This is a genomic window from Maribacter sp. MJ134 (assembly GCF_003970695.1).
Classification (GTDB): Bacteria; Bacteroidota; Bacteroidia; order Flavobacteriales; family Flavobacteriaceae; genus Maribacter.
Genome location: NZ_CP034570.1, coordinates 1,941,937 through 1,956,831 on the forward strand (window position 1 = coordinate 1,941,937; position 14,895 = coordinate 1,956,831).

Annotated in this window: 15 protein-coding genes and 2 tRNA genes; 8 read left to right on the forward strand and 9 right to left on the reverse strand. The window is 38.4% G+C overall.

What is annotated here, in order from left to right; genetic code table 11:
- Nucleotides 1–13: 13 nt before the first annotated feature.
- Both EJ994_RS08540 and EJ994_RS08545 read right to left on the reverse strand, forming a co-directional pair.
- The gene (locus EJ994_RS08540) at nt 14–1,111 is read right to left on the reverse strand and encodes a BT_3928 family protein (RefSeq protein WP_126592070.1); all 1,098 of its coding nucleotides are present in this window, start codon (nt 1,109–1,111) and stop codon (nt 14–16) included.
- A gap of 3 nt (nt 1,112–1,114) precedes the next feature.
- Nucleotides 1,115–1,666, reverse strand: coding sequence for a DUF1599 domain-containing protein (locus EJ994_RS08545; protein ID WP_126592071.1), 552 nt, complete (start codon nt 1,664–1,666; stop codon nt 1,115–1,117).
- A gap of 102 nt (nt 1,667–1,768) precedes the next feature.
- Here EJ994_RS08545 and folP point away from each other — a divergent pair, with 102 nt between their 5' ends.
- The 3 genes from folP to EJ994_RS08560 are packed head-to-tail and all read left to right on the forward strand — an operon-like array spanning nt 1,769 to nt 4,237.
- The gene (gene folP, locus EJ994_RS08550) at nt 1,769–2,593 is read left to right on the forward strand and encodes a dihydropteroate synthase (RefSeq protein ID WP_126592072.1); all 825 of its coding nucleotides are present in this window, start codon (nt 1,769–1,771) and stop codon (nt 2,591–2,593) included.
- Nucleotides 2,594–2,648: 55 nt separating this feature from the next.
- Nucleotides 2,649–3,437: a diadenylate cyclase CdaA gene (gene cdaA, locus EJ994_RS08555; protein WP_126592073.1), complete on the forward strand. Its 789-nt coding sequence runs from the start codon at nt 2,649–2,651 to the stop codon at nt 3,435–3,437.
- Entirely contained in the window at nt 3,434–4,237 is an 804-nt protein-coding gene (locus tag EJ994_RS08560) for a DUF3667 domain-containing protein (RefSeq protein WP_126592074.1), read from the forward strand. Before cdaA ends, EJ994_RS08560 begins: the two co-directional genes overlap by 4 nt.
- A gap of 4 nt (nt 4,238–4,241) precedes the next feature.
- Here EJ994_RS08560 and EJ994_RS08565 read toward each other — a convergent pair whose 3' ends face one another.
- A complete protein-coding gene (locus tag EJ994_RS08565; protein ID WP_126592075.1) occupies nt 4,242–6,008 on the reverse strand; it encodes an ABC transporter ATP-binding protein in 1,767 nt (588 codons plus the stop codon).
- A complete protein-coding gene (gene truA / locus EJ994_RS08570) occupies nt 6,001–6,750 on the reverse strand; it encodes a tRNA pseudouridine(38-40) synthase TruA (RefSeq protein WP_126592076.1) in 750 nt (249 codons plus the stop codon). The genes EJ994_RS08565 and truA overlap by 8 nt, the downstream gene beginning before the upstream one ends.
- Before the next feature lie 95 nt (nt 6,751–6,845).
- On the opposite strand from truA, the gene EJ994_RS08575 reads away from it, so the two are divergent.
- On the forward strand, nt 6,846–7,340 hold the full coding sequence (locus EJ994_RS08575; RefSeq protein ID WP_126592077.1) for a metallophosphoesterase family protein: 495 nt from the start codon (nt 6,846–6,848) through the stop codon (nt 7,338–7,340).
- A gap of 108 nt (nt 7,341–7,448) precedes the next feature.
- Here the strand turns inward: EJ994_RS08575 and EJ994_RS08580 are convergent, their stop codons facing one another.
- The gene (locus tag EJ994_RS08580; RefSeq protein ID WP_126592078.1) at nt 7,449–7,859 is read right to left on the reverse strand and encodes a DUF4293 domain-containing protein; all 411 of its coding nucleotides are present in this window, start codon (nt 7,857–7,859) and stop codon (nt 7,449–7,451) included.
- 190 nt (nt 7,860–8,049) lie between these two features.
- Between EJ994_RS08580 and rho the strand changes: the two genes are divergently transcribed.
- The 3 genes from rho (at nt 8,050) to EJ994_RS08595 (ending at nt 11,293) form a co-directional block, all read left to right on the forward strand.
- A complete protein-coding gene (gene rho / locus EJ994_RS08585) occupies nt 8,050–9,663 on the forward strand; it encodes a transcription termination factor Rho (RefSeq protein WP_126592079.1) in 1,614 nt (537 codons plus the stop codon).
- Nucleotides 9,664–9,875: 212 nt separating this feature from the next.
- Nucleotides 9,876–10,592, forward strand: a complete 717-nt coding sequence (locus EJ994_RS08590; protein ID WP_126592080.1) for a hypothetical protein — start codon at nt 9,876–9,878, stop codon at nt 10,590–10,592.
- Between the two features lie 14 nt (nt 10,593–10,606).
- Entirely contained in the window at nt 10,607–11,293 is a 687-nt protein-coding gene (locus EJ994_RS08595; RefSeq protein ID WP_126592081.1) for a hypothetical protein, read from the forward strand.
- A 114-nt stretch (nt 11,294–11,407) separates the two neighbouring features.
- On the opposite strand, the gene rpsT is transcribed toward EJ994_RS08595, so the two are convergent.
- The 4 genes from rpsT to proS all read right to left on the reverse strand — a co-directional run bounded on the left by rpsT (nt 11,408) and on the right by proS (nt 13,465).
- Complete coding sequence (gene rpsT, locus EJ994_RS08600; RefSeq protein ID WP_099572807.1) at nt 11,408–11,659, reverse strand: 30S ribosomal protein S20; 252 nt, start codon at nt 11,657–11,659, stop codon at nt 11,408–11,410.
- A 47-nt stretch (nt 11,660–11,706) separates the two neighbouring features.
- Nucleotides 11,707–11,778: transfer RNA gene (locus EJ994_RS08605), tRNA-Glu, on the reverse strand.
- Between the two features lie 59 nt (nt 11,779–11,837).
- A tRNA-Glu gene (locus tag EJ994_RS08610) sits at nt 11,838–11,909 on the reverse strand.
- 80 nt (nt 11,910–11,989) lie between these two features.
- Nucleotides 11,990–13,465, reverse strand: a complete 1,476-nt coding sequence (gene proS, locus EJ994_RS08615) for a proline--tRNA ligase (protein WP_126592082.1) — start codon at nt 13,463–13,465, stop codon at nt 11,990–11,992.
- Nucleotides 13,466–13,560: 95 nt separating this feature from the next.
- On the opposite strand from proS, the gene EJ994_RS08620 reads away from it, so the two are divergent.
- Nucleotides 13,561–14,895, forward strand: coding sequence for a hypothetical protein (locus EJ994_RS08620; protein ID WP_241240884.1), 1,335 nt, complete (start codon nt 13,561–13,563; stop codon nt 14,893–14,895).

Genomic DNA, 14,895 nt, shown 5'->3' on the forward strand with positions numbered 1-14,895 from the left:
TTTAATTCTGTTTCTAGTTAAAAACCAATTCGTCTAAATCGTTGTAATGTACTTTTTGTTCAATAGTTCCTTTTTCCAATACCAAGGCACCAGGATTAGACCTAACTATGGTCTTTAGTGTGGTTTCATCCGTAAAATAAAACTGAAATCCAAGATTATTATTAGCGACAAGAGCATCGGTTTGGTCAGGCCCTGAAGCAGACATCCCTATCACCTTATAACCATTTTCTAAAGCCTTATCGGTAATACGCTTTACTTCTTTGAAAGCATCCAAATCGGATTTTCTTAAATCATAAGCTACGATCATCAGCAATTTAGGCTCTTGAAGCAACTGACCTGCAAAGTCTTCACCGTTCTGCTCAATGGTGAAATCATGAACGGGTGGTTCATATCCTTTCTGAATTTCTTCCGTTTCTACGCCTATGAATTCGCCATCAACGGTAGGATAATCACCATTGGTGACATAAATTTCCTCTTTCCCGTTTACATTGAATTTCCATGAATATTCAAAGATAGCTTTTGGTGCGCCTTCAGGAACGCCCATACCATCCTCGATATTTTTTCCTATTTCATAAGGCCTAAAATCTATTACTGGTAAATGGTTTAAAACATGGTTGACGTAAATAATGCAAAAAAGCAGAGACAGCCCAATCAAAGCTTTGCCCAGAAATGGCCTGAACAAAGGTGCGATATACTTTTTACCAAAAAACAGCAATAGAATAAGGGCCAATAAAATGATATCCTTTGTGAAGGATTCCCATGGCGTCAATTTTATGGCATCTCCAAAACAACCGCAATCAGTAACCTTATTAAAATAAGCGGAGTAAAACGTGAGAAATGTAAAGAACACGATCATGCCCAAAAGACTCCAAAGCGTAAATTTAACCTTAAAACCCACAATTAAGAATACACCTAAAAGGACCTCTAAAATCACTACGATGATTGATATGGCCAGTGCATAAGGAACAAAGACCGGTAAATCCAGCACACCTTGACTAAAGTATTCCTCTAACTTAAAAGAAAAACCTACAGGGTCATTTAACTTTATGAATCCGCTAATAATGAAAAGAATACCGACAAAAATCCGAACTACTCCAACAATATACCTCATACTCTAGCTTAGATTTTGTCCTACTTTCAAGTGAATCAGTGCAAATACGGCATAATTGACCATATCTTGATAATTAGCGTCTATACCTTCACTCACTAAAGTTTTTCCCTTGTTATTCTCGATAGTCTTTACGCGTAATAATTTTTGAAGTATCAAATCCGTTAAGGAACTTACGCGCATGTCGCGCCACGCCTCTCCGTAATCGTGATTTTTATCAAGCATCAATTGCTTTGTGATTTCGCAATGTTTCTCGTAAAGCGCCATAGCCTTCTCAGGTTCTAAATCGGGCTGTTCCGCAACACCTAGTTCTAACTGAATCAAAGCCATTATCGCATAATTAATAATACCTATGAACTCTGATTTTTCATCTTCATCTACCTTATGGACCTCGTTTTCCTGTAAACCCCTAATACGTTGCGCCTTTATAAAGATCTGGTCTGTAAGAGATGGTAATCTTAGAATACGCCAAGCAGCACCATAATCCAACATTTTCTTTTGGTACAACTCCTTGCATATGTTTATAACTGCATCATACTCCGCTACCGTGTTTCGCATGTAATTCTTTCTAATTTGTGTAAATTTCGCTTAAAATTTCGTAACCATCAAAACAGAGGGTTCAAACTTAGGATTTACAACAAAATCATCATAAACCAATATATGACCATCAATTGTAATGGCAATCTAATCAACCTTTCAACACCCAAAATTATGGGTATTTTAAATGTTACTCCAGACTCATTTTATGATGGCGGAAAGTTTAAAAATGAGCACAGGATATTAAAACATGTAGAAAAAATGCTAACGGAAGGAGCAACCTTTATAGATGTTGGTGCCTACAGTTCTAGGCCTGGGGCTCCTTTTGTTTCAGAAACGCTGGAATTAAAACGAATACTACCTGTAGTAGAAGTCATAATGAAACGTTTTCCTGAAACATTACTTTCTATTGATACCTTTAGAGGGGCCGTTGCTCGCGCATGTGTAGAACGTGGGGCTGCCATAGTAAACGATATTTCGGCAGGCCTAAAGGATGAAGCTTTGCTGCCCACCGTCGCTGAACTAAAAGCACCCTATATTATGATGCACATGAGAGGGAACTCAAAAACCATGCAGAAGCAAACCGTATATGACGATTTACTCAATGATATTCTATTCTTCTTTTCAGAACGATTAGCGACGGCGAAAGCATTAGGCATAAAAGATATCATTATTGACCCGGGGTTCGGGTTTGCTAAAACCTTAGCCCAAAATTATACTTTACTCAATAAACTCGACCTTTTTAAAATAATAGACCATCCCGTATTGGTTGGTCTAAGCAGAAAATCCATGATCTACAAGCTGTTGGAAAAAACTCCAGAACAGGCACTGAACGGAACTACGGCTTTACACATGTTAGCATTACACAAAGGTGCCAAGATACTGCGGGTACACGATGTAAAAGAAGCTATGGAATGTGTAAAGCTACAGGAACAGCTAGAAGCATAGAACTTATACGGTTTTCGTTCATCTATTTTTGTTAATTTTACAAAAACGGCACCACTTGGATTTTTTGAATTTTATTGATTTTAAGATTACGGATGTCCTGGATATTGTCTTAGTAGCCGTACTCCTTTATTACATCTATAAATTGGTACGTGGCTCAGTGGCCATTAATATTTTCATTGGTATCGTCATCGTTTGGGCATTTTGGAAGCTTACGGAGCTTTTGGGCATGGAAATGATCAGTAGCATGGTCGGCGCATTTATGCAAGTAGGATTAATAGCCCTAATCATTGTTTTTCAACAGGAAATACGAAAATTTCTTTTGATGATCGGCTCCACGAATTTTGCCAACAAACGAAACTTTATTAAGCATTTTAAATTTCTAAGGCAAGAGGGCATTGTTACCAGCGTAGACGTAGACGCTATTTTAAAAGCATGTGAAAAAATGGCAGCCTCCAAGACGGGAGCCATTGTAGTAATAGAAAGAAATAATTCCCTAGATTTTATTAAAAATACGGGTGACCGTATGAATATTGAAATCACCCAGCCCATTTTAGAGAGTATCTTTTATAAAAATAGTCCTTTACATGACGGAGCGGCGGTAATAGTGAACAACTATATCGTTGCGACGCGCGTTATTTTACCCGTCTCAAATGAACGCAACATACCACTGCGTTTTGGATTACGACATCGAGCCGCAGTGGGCATAACGGAAAAAACGGATGCCCTAAGTATTGTAGTGAGCGAAGAGACCGGACTGATTTCCTACATAAAGAATGGCGAATTTGTATTGTATGATTCCCTAACGCATTTGGGTGCAATGCTCAAACAGGATTTAATTCAATGAATTGTAAGAACTGCGAGAACACGCTACGAACGGATTACAGTTTTTGCCCCGATTGTGGTGCTAAAGTGATTCGAAACAGGATAACAGTTAAAAATCTTTGGTATGACGCCGTTGAGCGCTTCTTCAATATTGACAATACGTTCCTAATCACTTTCAAAAACCTTTTTACAAATCCAGATTTGGTGATTGTTGGCTACATCAAAGGTGTTCGAAAAAAATACCTCAATCCCATTAGTTATTTTACTATTGCAGTAATGTTAGGTGGTCTGTTCGTCTTCTTGAACAAGCAGTATTTTCCGGAAGCAATGGATTATCAGTTCAGCTCTATGAATACTCAAGAAATGACCGACTCCGATAGGTTTGGTGTGGACTTAGCTAAAAAATTTCAAGATTATACTTTTGAATATCAAAATCTATTTTATGTTTTAATGCTTCCATTTTTAGCATTAATATCCAGACTAATTTTCATTAATAAAAAGGAGTACAACCTTAGCGAGCATTTTGTAATGAATATTTATGGTTATTCTCAAATGTCCATATGCGTTAACCTAATGTACATTATATTTATCTGGAACGCTCAACTTATTTATTATGCTGCTTCAATAAATGGAATATTCCAAATTTTGTATTTCAGTTATATGTTCAAGAAAATTTTTAAGCTTAATCTGAAACAGACGGTATTAAAGCTTCTATTTTTCTTGGTGATTTTAGGTGCGGTATTTGCAATTATAATTGTTCTTCTGGGTATGTATCTCGCCTTTTTTACCGACACTTTTGCAAATTTAGCTCCTGCAAAATAATTGACTAAGCTACTTCCTCTGCCAAGAATTGCGCTTCGTAAAGATTGTTATAGTAACCGCCTTTTTTAAGAAGTTCTTGATGTGTGCCCATTTCTACGATATTTCCGGCATCCATAACTATAATCTTATCGGCCTTTTTAATGGTGGCCAATCGGTGCGCAATTACTATTGATGTTCTACCCTCCGTAATCTTCTCGGTAGCTTTTTGAATCAACTGTTCAGAATAGGTATCCACAGAAGATGTGGCCTCATCCAACACCAAAATACTTGGGTTACTTACATAAGCTCTTAGAAAAGCAATCAATTGCCGTTGTCCACTAGAAAGCATGGTGCCTCGTTCCTTTACGTTGTAGGCATATCCCCCTGGCAGACTTGTGATAAATTCATCGACCCCAATGGCTTTGGCCGCATTCTCTATATCGGAAACCGTTACCGATGTATCCTTTAACGATATGTTGTTGGCAATAGTGTCCGCAAACAAAAACACATCCTGCAATACTACAGCGATATGACTTCTTAAAGATGCCAATTTATATTCTTTGATATCCGTACCGTCTACACGTATAGTACCTGCATTTATTTCGTAAAATCGGTTCAAAAGGTTTATTATGGTAGACTTACCGGCTCCCGTGGCACCAACAATAGCGACTGTTTCACCCGCCTTTACCTCAAAGGAAATACCATGAAGCACCTCTTCATCTTCAAGATAACCGAATTTTACATGCTCAAAACTGATATCGCCCTTTACCCTATCCTTTACAATAGTACCGACATCTTCAATGGTACTATCGGTATCCAATATTTTAAAAACCCTGTTTGCAGCAACCATACCCATTTGTAGGGTATTAAATTTATCCGCTATCTGTCTTAAGGGTCTAAAGAGTAAATCTATCAACATGATAAAAGCAAAGACCGTACCCGCCACATCATCGGTAATGCCCGCTACGTTCTGCAATCCTCCATACCAAACTACTAGACCAACGGTTATTGAAGAAACAATTTCAGCAATAGGAAAAAAAATAGAGTTATACCATACTGTTTTTAGCCAAGCGTTTTGATGCTTCTCGTTGATTTTCCTAAAATTTTCGCTTTCAATTTTCTCCCTGGTGAACAATTGCACGATGCGCATACCCGTAATACGTTCTTGCACAAAGGAGTTTAAATTGGACACCTCTGCCCTAACCTCTGTAAAGGCTACCTTCATTGCTTTTTGAAATAAGCGGGTAGCGTATAATATGAGCGGAAGTACCGCAAAGACTATTAGTGCCAGTTTCCAATTTATTAATAACATTACTGCGGCAGCTACCAGCATTTTTAGCAAATCGGCCACAATAACGAAGAAGCCCTGACTAAAAATTTCTCCTATTCGCTGCATATCCGCAACAGCTCTTGTAACAAGTACACCCAGTGAAGAATTATCGAAATACTTCATTCGGAAACCGAGCATCTTTTGGAACAAGTTAATCCTTACATCCCTGATTACAGATTCTCCCAACAAATTTGCATAGTAATTAAAACACAATTGACTGACCACTTGACCGATAAGCACGGCTAACATACCAATAGTTAAATTTAAAAGCTTTTGGGCATCGCTACCCTTAACGGCATCGTCAATGATGAGTTTTAAAAGCACCGCACTCAAGACCGCAAAACCAGAAAGTAAAATTGCCGCTAAAGCAACCCCATAAAAGGTAATCCTGTAAGGGCGCGTGTGCGCCATTAGGCGCTTAAAAAGTTTTGTATCAAAAGCTTTTCCGGAGTCTTTATCCATTACTAAATATGGTCTTGGGATAGATAATAGAAGTCAAATATAATCCTTTTGCGGGTACAGAAACTCCTGCTTTACTCCTATCCTTACTTTTTAAGACGGTATTAACATGGTCAACAGAATTTTTACCCGTACCTACCTCTAACAAGGTACCAACTACAGCCCTGACCATATTTCTAAGAAAGCGATCGGCCGTAATTTTGAATATGACCTTATCATTTTCTGCAACCCATAAAGCCTCTTTTATGTCGCACATGTACGTATGCACATCCGTATTTGATTTAGAGAAACACTCAAAATCTTGCTTCCCTAGCAAAATCTTGGATGCTCTGTTCATCATTTCCATATCCAAGGATTGTATGATATAGTGTGCGGTGTCTTTTAAGAAAGGATTTTTGGATTTTGTTATGTGGTATTCGTACGACCGTTCTGAAGCGTGAAATCTGGCATGCGCATCGGACTGAACTGGCAAACATTTTTGAACGGCAATATCCTCTGGTAATAGGGAATTTAACCTATGGATCAAATCTGTGGTGTCCTCAATTTTATCTATATCAAAATGGGCATACATTTGTTCTGCATGAACACCGGCATCGGTGCGCCCTGCCGCTACCAGTTCAATTTTAGCACGTGTAATTTTAGATAGTGCGTCTTCTAGAATTACCTGAACCGTTATAGCGTTAGGCTGTTTCTGCCAACCATGGTAGTTTTTGCCGAAGTATGAAAATTGAATGAAATATCTCAAAAGGATATGCTAATATTGTGGTACACAAAGATATCAAAAGCAAAGCAAGAATTCAGTTAGATATCCATAAACAATTAAGTATTACCCACTATTATATGACAAAAATACTACTGCTATCCGACACACATTCCCATGTGGACGACGCTATTTTGAAATATGCCGCTAAAGCCGATGAAATTTGGCATGCGGGTGATATCGGCTCTCTAAAAGTTACGGATACCTTATCCAATATAAAACCTTTGCGAGGAGTTCATGGCAATATTGACGATTATAACATACAGAAAGAATTTCCTCTGAACAATAGGTTTCATTGCGAAGACGTAGATGTATGGATAACCCATATAGGCGGTTACCCTCCAAAATACAATTCCAGAACAAGGTCGGAAATCACGAAAAACCCTCCAAAGCTATTCATCTGCGGACATTCACATATTCTAAAAGTGATGTGGGATAAAAAACTTAACGTACTCCACATGAATCCCGGAGCATGTGGCAAGCACGGCTTTCACCAAGTAAGGACCATGCTACGCTTCGTTATCGATGGAAAGGATATTAAGGATTTAGAAATAATAGAACTGGGGAAACGTTAATTCACTTATCAATTCAAAAATTTAACGACAAAAAGTTCAAAAAGCTGCTCATAAAAAACCCGGGAACTACCCCGGGTTTTACGCACTAATACTACTAAGATGTTAGGTTTAACGCAAACGATCAACAGATTTTACAAGATCTTCATCCTTCTTGATAGCTCTGTTTGCAAGAACTAAAAAAACGATAGAAAATACTGGAATCAACATCCCAATACCCTTCTCAGAAACTAAAGTTTCTCCGGATAAGTTTAGCGATCGGTAAACGAAAAATCCTAGTAAAAAAAGATTCAATATCATATTCAGTCTGTTCACTACAAACTGGTTTTTTCTATTCTTGAACAAAAAGATGGCTATTAAGGCTAGAGCTCCGGAAATATAAAAAGCACTGGAAATAAAAATTTCGTTCTGCGCATATATTTCTACACCTTTAGCATCTGACCAAAGATTCACAAAAAATGGTAATATCCCAGTGATTAGGGCTACTATTACCAAATATATGCTCTGTATTCTTTGAATCATATCCTTTTTCTACTTGGGACAACAAAAATACAGGTCTTTTTAAAAATTATCGTCTAATTATTGAAAATAATTTGTATTATTGTGACGTTATATCGTAACACTTACCTTAGGAAGATCAATTCCAAAGCATACCCAAGTTAACAGTTTACTTCTTGTCAATACAAAACACGTATAATTTATTCCATAATTAATGTTTGAGATTTCAGATTTAAAATCAAAAAAGCTACCTGAGCTTCAGGAAATAGCTAAAGGACTTAATGTTCCAAAATTTAAGACCTTAAAAAAGTTAGATTTAGTCTATCAAATTCTAGACTTACAGGCAGCAAACCCAAAAGCAGCTGCAGCCGTTGCCCCACCCGCAAAAACCGAAGCGGTAAAAAAACCTAAACCAAGAGTGACCCGCAAAGTGGAAAAGAAGGAGGATGCGCCCGCAAAATCCGAGAAAAAAAAAGAAGTTTCAAATACCGAATCACCCAAAGATGAAGCTACCGCTACATCTCAGGAAAAACCAAAACCTAGACCTAGACCTAGACCGGCGGATAAAGACAAGAAGGATTTCCAGAAAAAATCCAATCCCAACCAAAACAGAAATCAAAACAGCAAAAAACAACATAACCCTAGGAACAACCACGACAAGAGTAATTTTGACAAGGATCTAAAGAACCGTTACAAAGAACCGGAATATGAGTTTGATAGCATTATAGCTAGTGAAGGAGTTCTTGACATTATGCAAGATGGTTATGGTTTCCTAAGGTCGTCCGATTATAATTACCTCTCTTCTCCTGACGATATTTATGTGTCCCAGTCTCAAATACGGTTATTCGGGTTAAAAACCGGAGATACGGTATTAGGAAACGTGCGTCCTCCTAAAGAAGGTGAAAAGTACTTTCCTCTTATAAAAGTGAACAAGATAAACGGAATTGACCCTCAAATTGTGAGGGACAGGGTTTCTTTTGAACACCTTACGCCTTTGTTCCCACAAGAGAAATTTAATCTTGCGGAAAGACAAAGCACCATTTCAACCAGGATTATAGATTTGTTCTCTCCTATTGGAAAGGGGCAAAGAGGTATGATCGTTTCTCAACCCAAGACGGGTAAGACCATGTTGTTAAAGGATATTGCCAACGGTATAGCGGCAAATCATCCAGAAGTATATCAAATAATATTATTAATTGATGAGCGTCCTGAAGAGGTTACCGATATGCAACGAAATGTTAGGGGCGAAGTCGTTGCCTCTACGTTCGATAAGGAAGCTACCGAGCACGTAAGGGTAGCGAATATTGTATTGGAAAAAGCAAAACGACTGGTAGAATGCGGCCATGATGTGGTTATACTATTAGATTCGATTACAAGATTGGCAAGAGCGTATAACACCGTGCAGCCTGCTTCAGGAAAAGTGTTAAGTGGTGGTGTAGATGCCAACGCATTGCATAAGCCGAAACGATTCTTTGGAGCTGCTCGTAATATTGAAGGTGGTGGATCATTATCCATAATTGCCACAGCACTTACCGAGACCGGTTCAAAAATGGACGAAGTAATCTTTGAAGAATTTAAAGGTACCGGCAACATGGAACTTCAATTAGATCGTAAGATTGCGAATAGAAGAATCTTCCCTGCCATAGACCTTACTTCTTCTAGTACAAGACGTGATGACATGCTATTGGATGAAAGCACCTTACAACGCATGTGGATCATGCGTAAGTATCTGGCCGATATGAATCCTGTTGAAGCAATGGAATTTATTGAACAACGCTTTAAACAGACAAAGAACAACGAAGAGTTCTTGATGACAATGAATCAATAATTGATTGTAATATTTAAATAGACCCCAATTTCGCTTACGAAATTGGGGTTTTTTAATTCATCTTATTTAGAAATAAAGGGTTCCGTCGATTTCTTTTATAGGATGAAGCACACTATCCGTAATTTAATATCTTTAATGCGTTAAAGATTCTTCCCCCAATCTATAGCCGTATTTTCTCATAAAGCATGCTAATCTTTAAAACTAATTACAAAATGAAAAAATCAAGAACCTTACTAAACGTACTCGTTATCGCATTGGTCCTAAACCTCATAAGTTGTGGAGAAGTAAAACCTAATGAACAGAAAGAAGAAATTGAAGTTCTGGCACCGGAACAAATTGTTCAAATACCTGACGCAAGAAAAGCCTATGACACCTATAGTGAAAGACGCGTTCCGCTTATTCAAAGGTACGAGGACTCCATTAATAGAATTCGAAAGAATTTACAAGTGGAGAGCACTGAAAAAGAAAAACCGTTTGATGTAGGAAGATTTGTCTATTATGACTATAAGACCATAAAGCAGTACTTAGCATTTATTGAGCAGGAGGCCAAAAAAGCCGATGTTGAAATTTCCACCTTGCGATTCTATTTTTCTAATTATCCAGATGAAACCTTTTTTCCCGGAACTAAGGATTCTATAAAACATCCAAGACAGAATTCTATACTTATTTCTCCAACCTATAACGATGGTCAACGAGATTACCTCTTTTATATTGCACAAGGTGCAAGGGGTGCAGAAGTAGTTCCTTTGAACAATAATTTTGGAGAGATAAAAGGATTTGGTACAATTGAAGATACCGAAACCAAAGCTTACGCCTCACTCATTCCAAATTTAGAATCTACTACCGCCTTGCCAACATATAGTTTACAGGGCGGAACAAGCCTTACGATGAATAGGGGGACCGGTGTACCACCGCCAAAAAATCAGTAAATTAGATATAGTCCATGCTAGAGCTTATATACCATAACTATTACTTTTTACTCTATTTTGCTGCGCTTTTACTTTCAATAGTACGGTATAGGAAGTACTACGACACCGCTTTAAAGTACTTACCCATACTCATTGCCTATACCGTATTATCTGAAGTTTTAGGTTTTATGGTTAGGAATTTTGATGAAATACAAATTGTATATAAAGAAGAATATAGCTATTACAATACACTTATTTTCAATGTATTCGATATTATCTTCTACTTATATTTTCTATCAATTTATCACAAAGTCCTTATTACGATCAAAAGCAAAAAGTTTGTGAAACTTGGTATAGTAGTTTTCATAGTTGTGAGCATTGTCAATCTCTTCGTTCAGAATTTTTATGTTGACCCGCAGAATTATGCCATAATCGTTGGTTCGTTTTTTACTGCTGGTTCTGCTTTGATATACCTACTACAACTAAAAAAAGACAGCTTCGCCCTAAAAACCAGCAACCTATTATTTTGGATAAGTATTGGAATTATTTTCTTTCATCTTTTTTATCCTATTACCATGTATATTATCAGTTTTGAATATGAACTATACAATCATTTAAAATTAGCCAGGTTTCACTACCTCTCCATCGCAATTTTTTATGCTTGCTTTGTAATTGGATTTCTCAAAGTCAAAAGAACCAAACCGTATGAAATATCACGCTAATGACTTATCGAATAAAAACATAGCTGTGTTCAGCGGAGGATAAGAGTTTGAAACTCCTAGAACAAAAAAAGCCCTCTTTAAAAAAGAAGGCTTCTTGTATTAAATTATAAATTTTTAAAGCGCAGCTACGTGCTTGGCTAATTTACTTTTTAAATTGGCCGCTTTGTTATCATGAATGATATTACGTTTCGCTAAACGGTCGATCATACTAACAACACTTGGAAAAAGAGCTTCTGCATCTTTTTTGTTTTCTTCAGAACGCAATTTCTTAATTGCGTTACGGGTTGTTTTGTGCTGATACCTGTTACGTAAACGTACCGCTTCGTTTCTTCTTATCCTTTTTAATGCAGACTTATGATTTGCCATCTTTTAACTTGTTATATTTTCCATGGAATTTCTTCCATTAAATTAAGTAGCCCGTAGGGGAATCGAACCCCTGTTACCAGGATGAAAACCTGGCGTCCTAACCCCTAGACGAACGGGCCCAATAAACGTTAAGAATCAAAAACGATTTCTTAACTTAAAAACTATTCATTAAACCTTGTAGCCCGTAGGGGAATCGAACCCCTGTTACCAGGATGAAAACCTGGCGTCCTAACCCCTAGACGAACGGGCCATTGCGTTATACAATTGCGGATGCAAAAATACAATTATTTTTTACTACCACAACTCCTTGATATTATTTTTTAAAATCTTTTAATAAGCCTTGGCAAATAGCACTCTTTTTGTAGAAGGTTTTCCTGTGACCATGCAGGTACCAGCCTCTTCTTTTGCATCAATAGGAATACACCTAATCGTAGCCTTTGTTTGGTTTTTAATCAGTTCTTCTGTCTCAGAAGTTCCGTCCCAATGTGCCGAGACAAAACCACCCTTATTTTCTATAACATCTTTGAATTCATCATAAGTTTCCACCAAAGTAATGTGCTCTTTTCTATAGTTGAATGCCTTTGTGTAGATATTCTTCTGAATGTCTTCTAACAAAAACTCAATTTTTGCAACTACTTCTTCCATAGGCACGGTCTCTTTTTCCAAAGTATCTCTCCGAGCCACCTCATACGTACCGTTCTCCATGTCTCTTTTTCCAATGGCCAATCTCACGGGAACACCTTTAAGTTCATATTCATTGAATTTAAAACCAGGTTTATGCGTATCCCTATTATCATACTTCACGGTTATCCCATTCTTCCTTAGTTCTTTCAACAAAGGCTGTACTTTTGCGGATATTTCGTCCAACTGTTCAAGCCCTTTATATATTGGAACGATTACCACTTGAATTGGCGCAAGTTTTGGTGGTAACACTAGGCCATTATCATCACTATGCGTCATCACTAAAGCCCCCATCAATCTTGTTGAAACTCCCCAAGATGTAGCCCAAACATATTCTTTCTGACCTTCCTTGTTCGCAAATTTCACATCAAAAGCCTTCGCAAAGTTTTGACCCAAAAAGTGGGAAGTTCCTGCTTGCAAGGCTTTACCATCTTGCATTAATGCCTCAATACAATACGTTTCAATAGCACCTGCAAAACGTTCACTTTCCGTTTTCACCCCTTTAATAACGGGAACGGCCATATGGTTTTCAGCAAAATCGGCATACACGTGCATCATCTGTTCCGCCTCTTCCAATGCTTCTTTTTCCGTAGCGTGGGCAGTATGCCCTTCTTGCCACAAAAATTCTGCGGTTCTAAGAAAAAGACGTGTACGCATCTCCCAACGCACTACATTGGCCCACTGATTTATTAGTAATGGTAAATCCCTATAGGACTGAATCCATTTTCTGTAGGTATCCCATATGATGGTTTCCGACGTAGGCCTTACGATCAACTCCTCTTCGAGTTTCGCATCGGGATCTACTATAATACCGCTTCCGTCTTCAGCGTTTTTTAATCTGTAGTGCGTTACTACGGCACATTCCTTGGCAAAACCTTCTACATGACTTGCTTCCTTACTCAGGTATGATTTTGGAATAAAAAGAGGGAAATAGGCGTTTTCATGACCCGTCTCTTTGAACATCTTATCCAAACCTGCTTGCATTTTTTCCCATATGGCAAAGCCATAAGGCTTTATGACCATACAGCCTCTTACGCCAGAGTTTTCTGCCAAATCCGCCTTCACGACGAGTTCGTTGTACCATTTAGAATAATCTTCGCTTCTGCTCGTTAAATTTTTACCCATTTTAAGTAGTTTGGCACAAAACTTGTGTTTATTGAAGAAAAATAATTCGGTAAAACTAGTTATTTTTAATATGTTCAACAATTAATTTTAGACTGATGATATATTCTCTACCCCTCAACAAATTGCGCAACATTTCAGCGATTGCAATTTTAGCAGCGCTGTTCGTTTCCTGTGGTTCTTATCAGCAAGCGTCATATTATGACAACGATGGAATCTATTCCAGTGACACACCACGTGTTACGGAACGGCAACCGCGACAAGGATATACCCAGAGACAGCAAGAGGAGTCTAATACCTACTCTGATTATTTTGAACAAAAAGCCAATCAATATGATGAAATACTAGATAGTGAAATCTTTACTGATGTTGATTCATACGCTAGTAATGGTATCGACGAAGATGTCAATCAGGACCAATTAGTAGATTATTACAATAATAGTAACGACTACCAAGGTTTTGGAGGATGGGGAGATAATGCTACCAATGTAAGCATCAATTTTCACAATAATGGATGGAATAACGGTTTTGGATGGGGCTGGAACGATCCTTTTCTCTGGGGCGGTGGCTTCGGATGGGGTGGTGGCTTTGGATGGGGCTGGAACAATCCTTGGAGATGGAACCGTTGGAACAACTTTGGCTGGGGTGGCGGCTTTGGATGGGGAGGCGGTTTTGGCTGGAACAATTGGGGCTGGGGCGGCTACGGTCTTGGGTGGAACAACTGGGGCTGGGGCGGCGGCTTTGGATGGGGCTACAACAACTGGGCTTGGAACGGCAGAAATTTCAGGGGACAAAATTTTGCTTTCAACAATTCTCGAAGAGGATATTATAACAGGAATACTGTAAACAACAGCGGCATAGCTACGTCACTTAGAGGGAGGTCTAACGTGAACACAAGGAGAGGTAATTCTCCAAGATACAGAAGTACGGGTACTCGCTCTTCAAGTGCAAGATCAAGAAGCGCCATAAGCAACAGGAGTTACAGAGGTAATACTACTTCTAGAAGAACGGTAGGCGTAGATCAGAACAGGGCTTATAGGACCAGTAGAAGCACCAGGGCAACTCCTAGATACAACAGTTCATCAAGGAGTGGAAGATTGTACAGCAGTACGAGTCCAAGAACCAGTGGATACAGAAGTGGTACTTCTTCTTCAAGGTCTAGTGCTAGAACCAGTAGGATGACGACGCCAAGAACATCTACATATCGCAGATCGGGAACAAGTTCAAGAAGTAGTGGCTACAGTTCTGGAAGAAGTAGTAGCTCTAGAAGTAGAAATTATAGTTCCGGTAGAAGTAGTTCAAGAAGCTCTGGCAGCTATAGAAGTTCTGGAAGTAGTTCAAGAAGCTCTGGCAGCTATAGAAGTTCTGGAAGCGGTTCAAGATCTTCTGGGTCACGATCTAGCGGTAGTAGAGGCGGCGGAAGAAGACAGTAA

Bases quoted from the DNA above. Each gene is read 5' to 3' on its own strand.
- EJ994_RS08540 (WP_126592070.1), bottom strand. From the start codon at position 1,111: ATGAGGTATATTGTTGGAGTAGTTCGGATTTTTGTCGGTATTCTTTTC.
- EJ994_RS08545 (WP_126592071.1), bottom strand. From the start codon at position 1,666: ATGCGAAACACGGTAGCGGAGTATGATGCAGTTATAAACATATGCAAG.
- folP (WP_126592072.1), top strand. From the start codon at position 1,769: ATGACCATCAATTGTAATGGCAATCTAATCAACCTTTCAACACCCAAA.
- EJ994_RS08560 (WP_126592074.1), top strand. From the start codon at position 3,434: ATGAATTGTAAGAACTGCGAGAACACGCTACGAACGGATTACAGTTTT.
- EJ994_RS08565 (WP_126592075.1), bottom strand. From the start codon at position 6,008: ATGGATAAAGACTCCGGAAAAGCTTTTGATACAAAACTTTTTAAGCGC.
- EJ994_RS08575 (WP_126592077.1), top strand. From the start codon at position 6,846: ATGACAAAAATACTACTGCTATCCGACACACATTCCCATGTGGACGAC.
- EJ994_RS08580 (WP_126592078.1), bottom strand. From the start codon at position 7,859: ATGATTCAAAGAATACAGAGCATATATTTGGTAATAGTAGCCCTAATC.
- rho (WP_126592079.1), top strand. From the start codon at position 8,050: ATGTTTGAGATTTCAGATTTAAAATCAAAAAAGCTACCTGAGCTTCAG.
- EJ994_RS08590 (WP_126592080.1), top strand. From the start codon at position 9,876: ATGAAAAAATCAAGAACCTTACTAAACGTACTCGTTATCGCATTGGTC.
- EJ994_RS08595 (WP_126592081.1), top strand. From the start codon at position 10,607: ATGCTAGAGCTTATATACCATAACTATTACTTTTTACTCTATTTTGCT.
- rpsT (WP_099572807.1), bottom strand. From the start codon at position 11,659: ATGGCAAATCATAAGTCTGCATTAAAAAGGATAAGAAGAAACGAAGCG.
- proS (WP_126592082.1), bottom strand. From the start codon at position 13,465: ATGGGTAAAAATTTAACGAGCAGAAGCGAAGATTATTCTAAATGGTAC.
- EJ994_RS08620 (WP_241240884.1), top strand. From the start codon at position 13,561: ATGATATATTCTCTACCCCTCAACAAATTGCGCAACATTTCAGCGATT.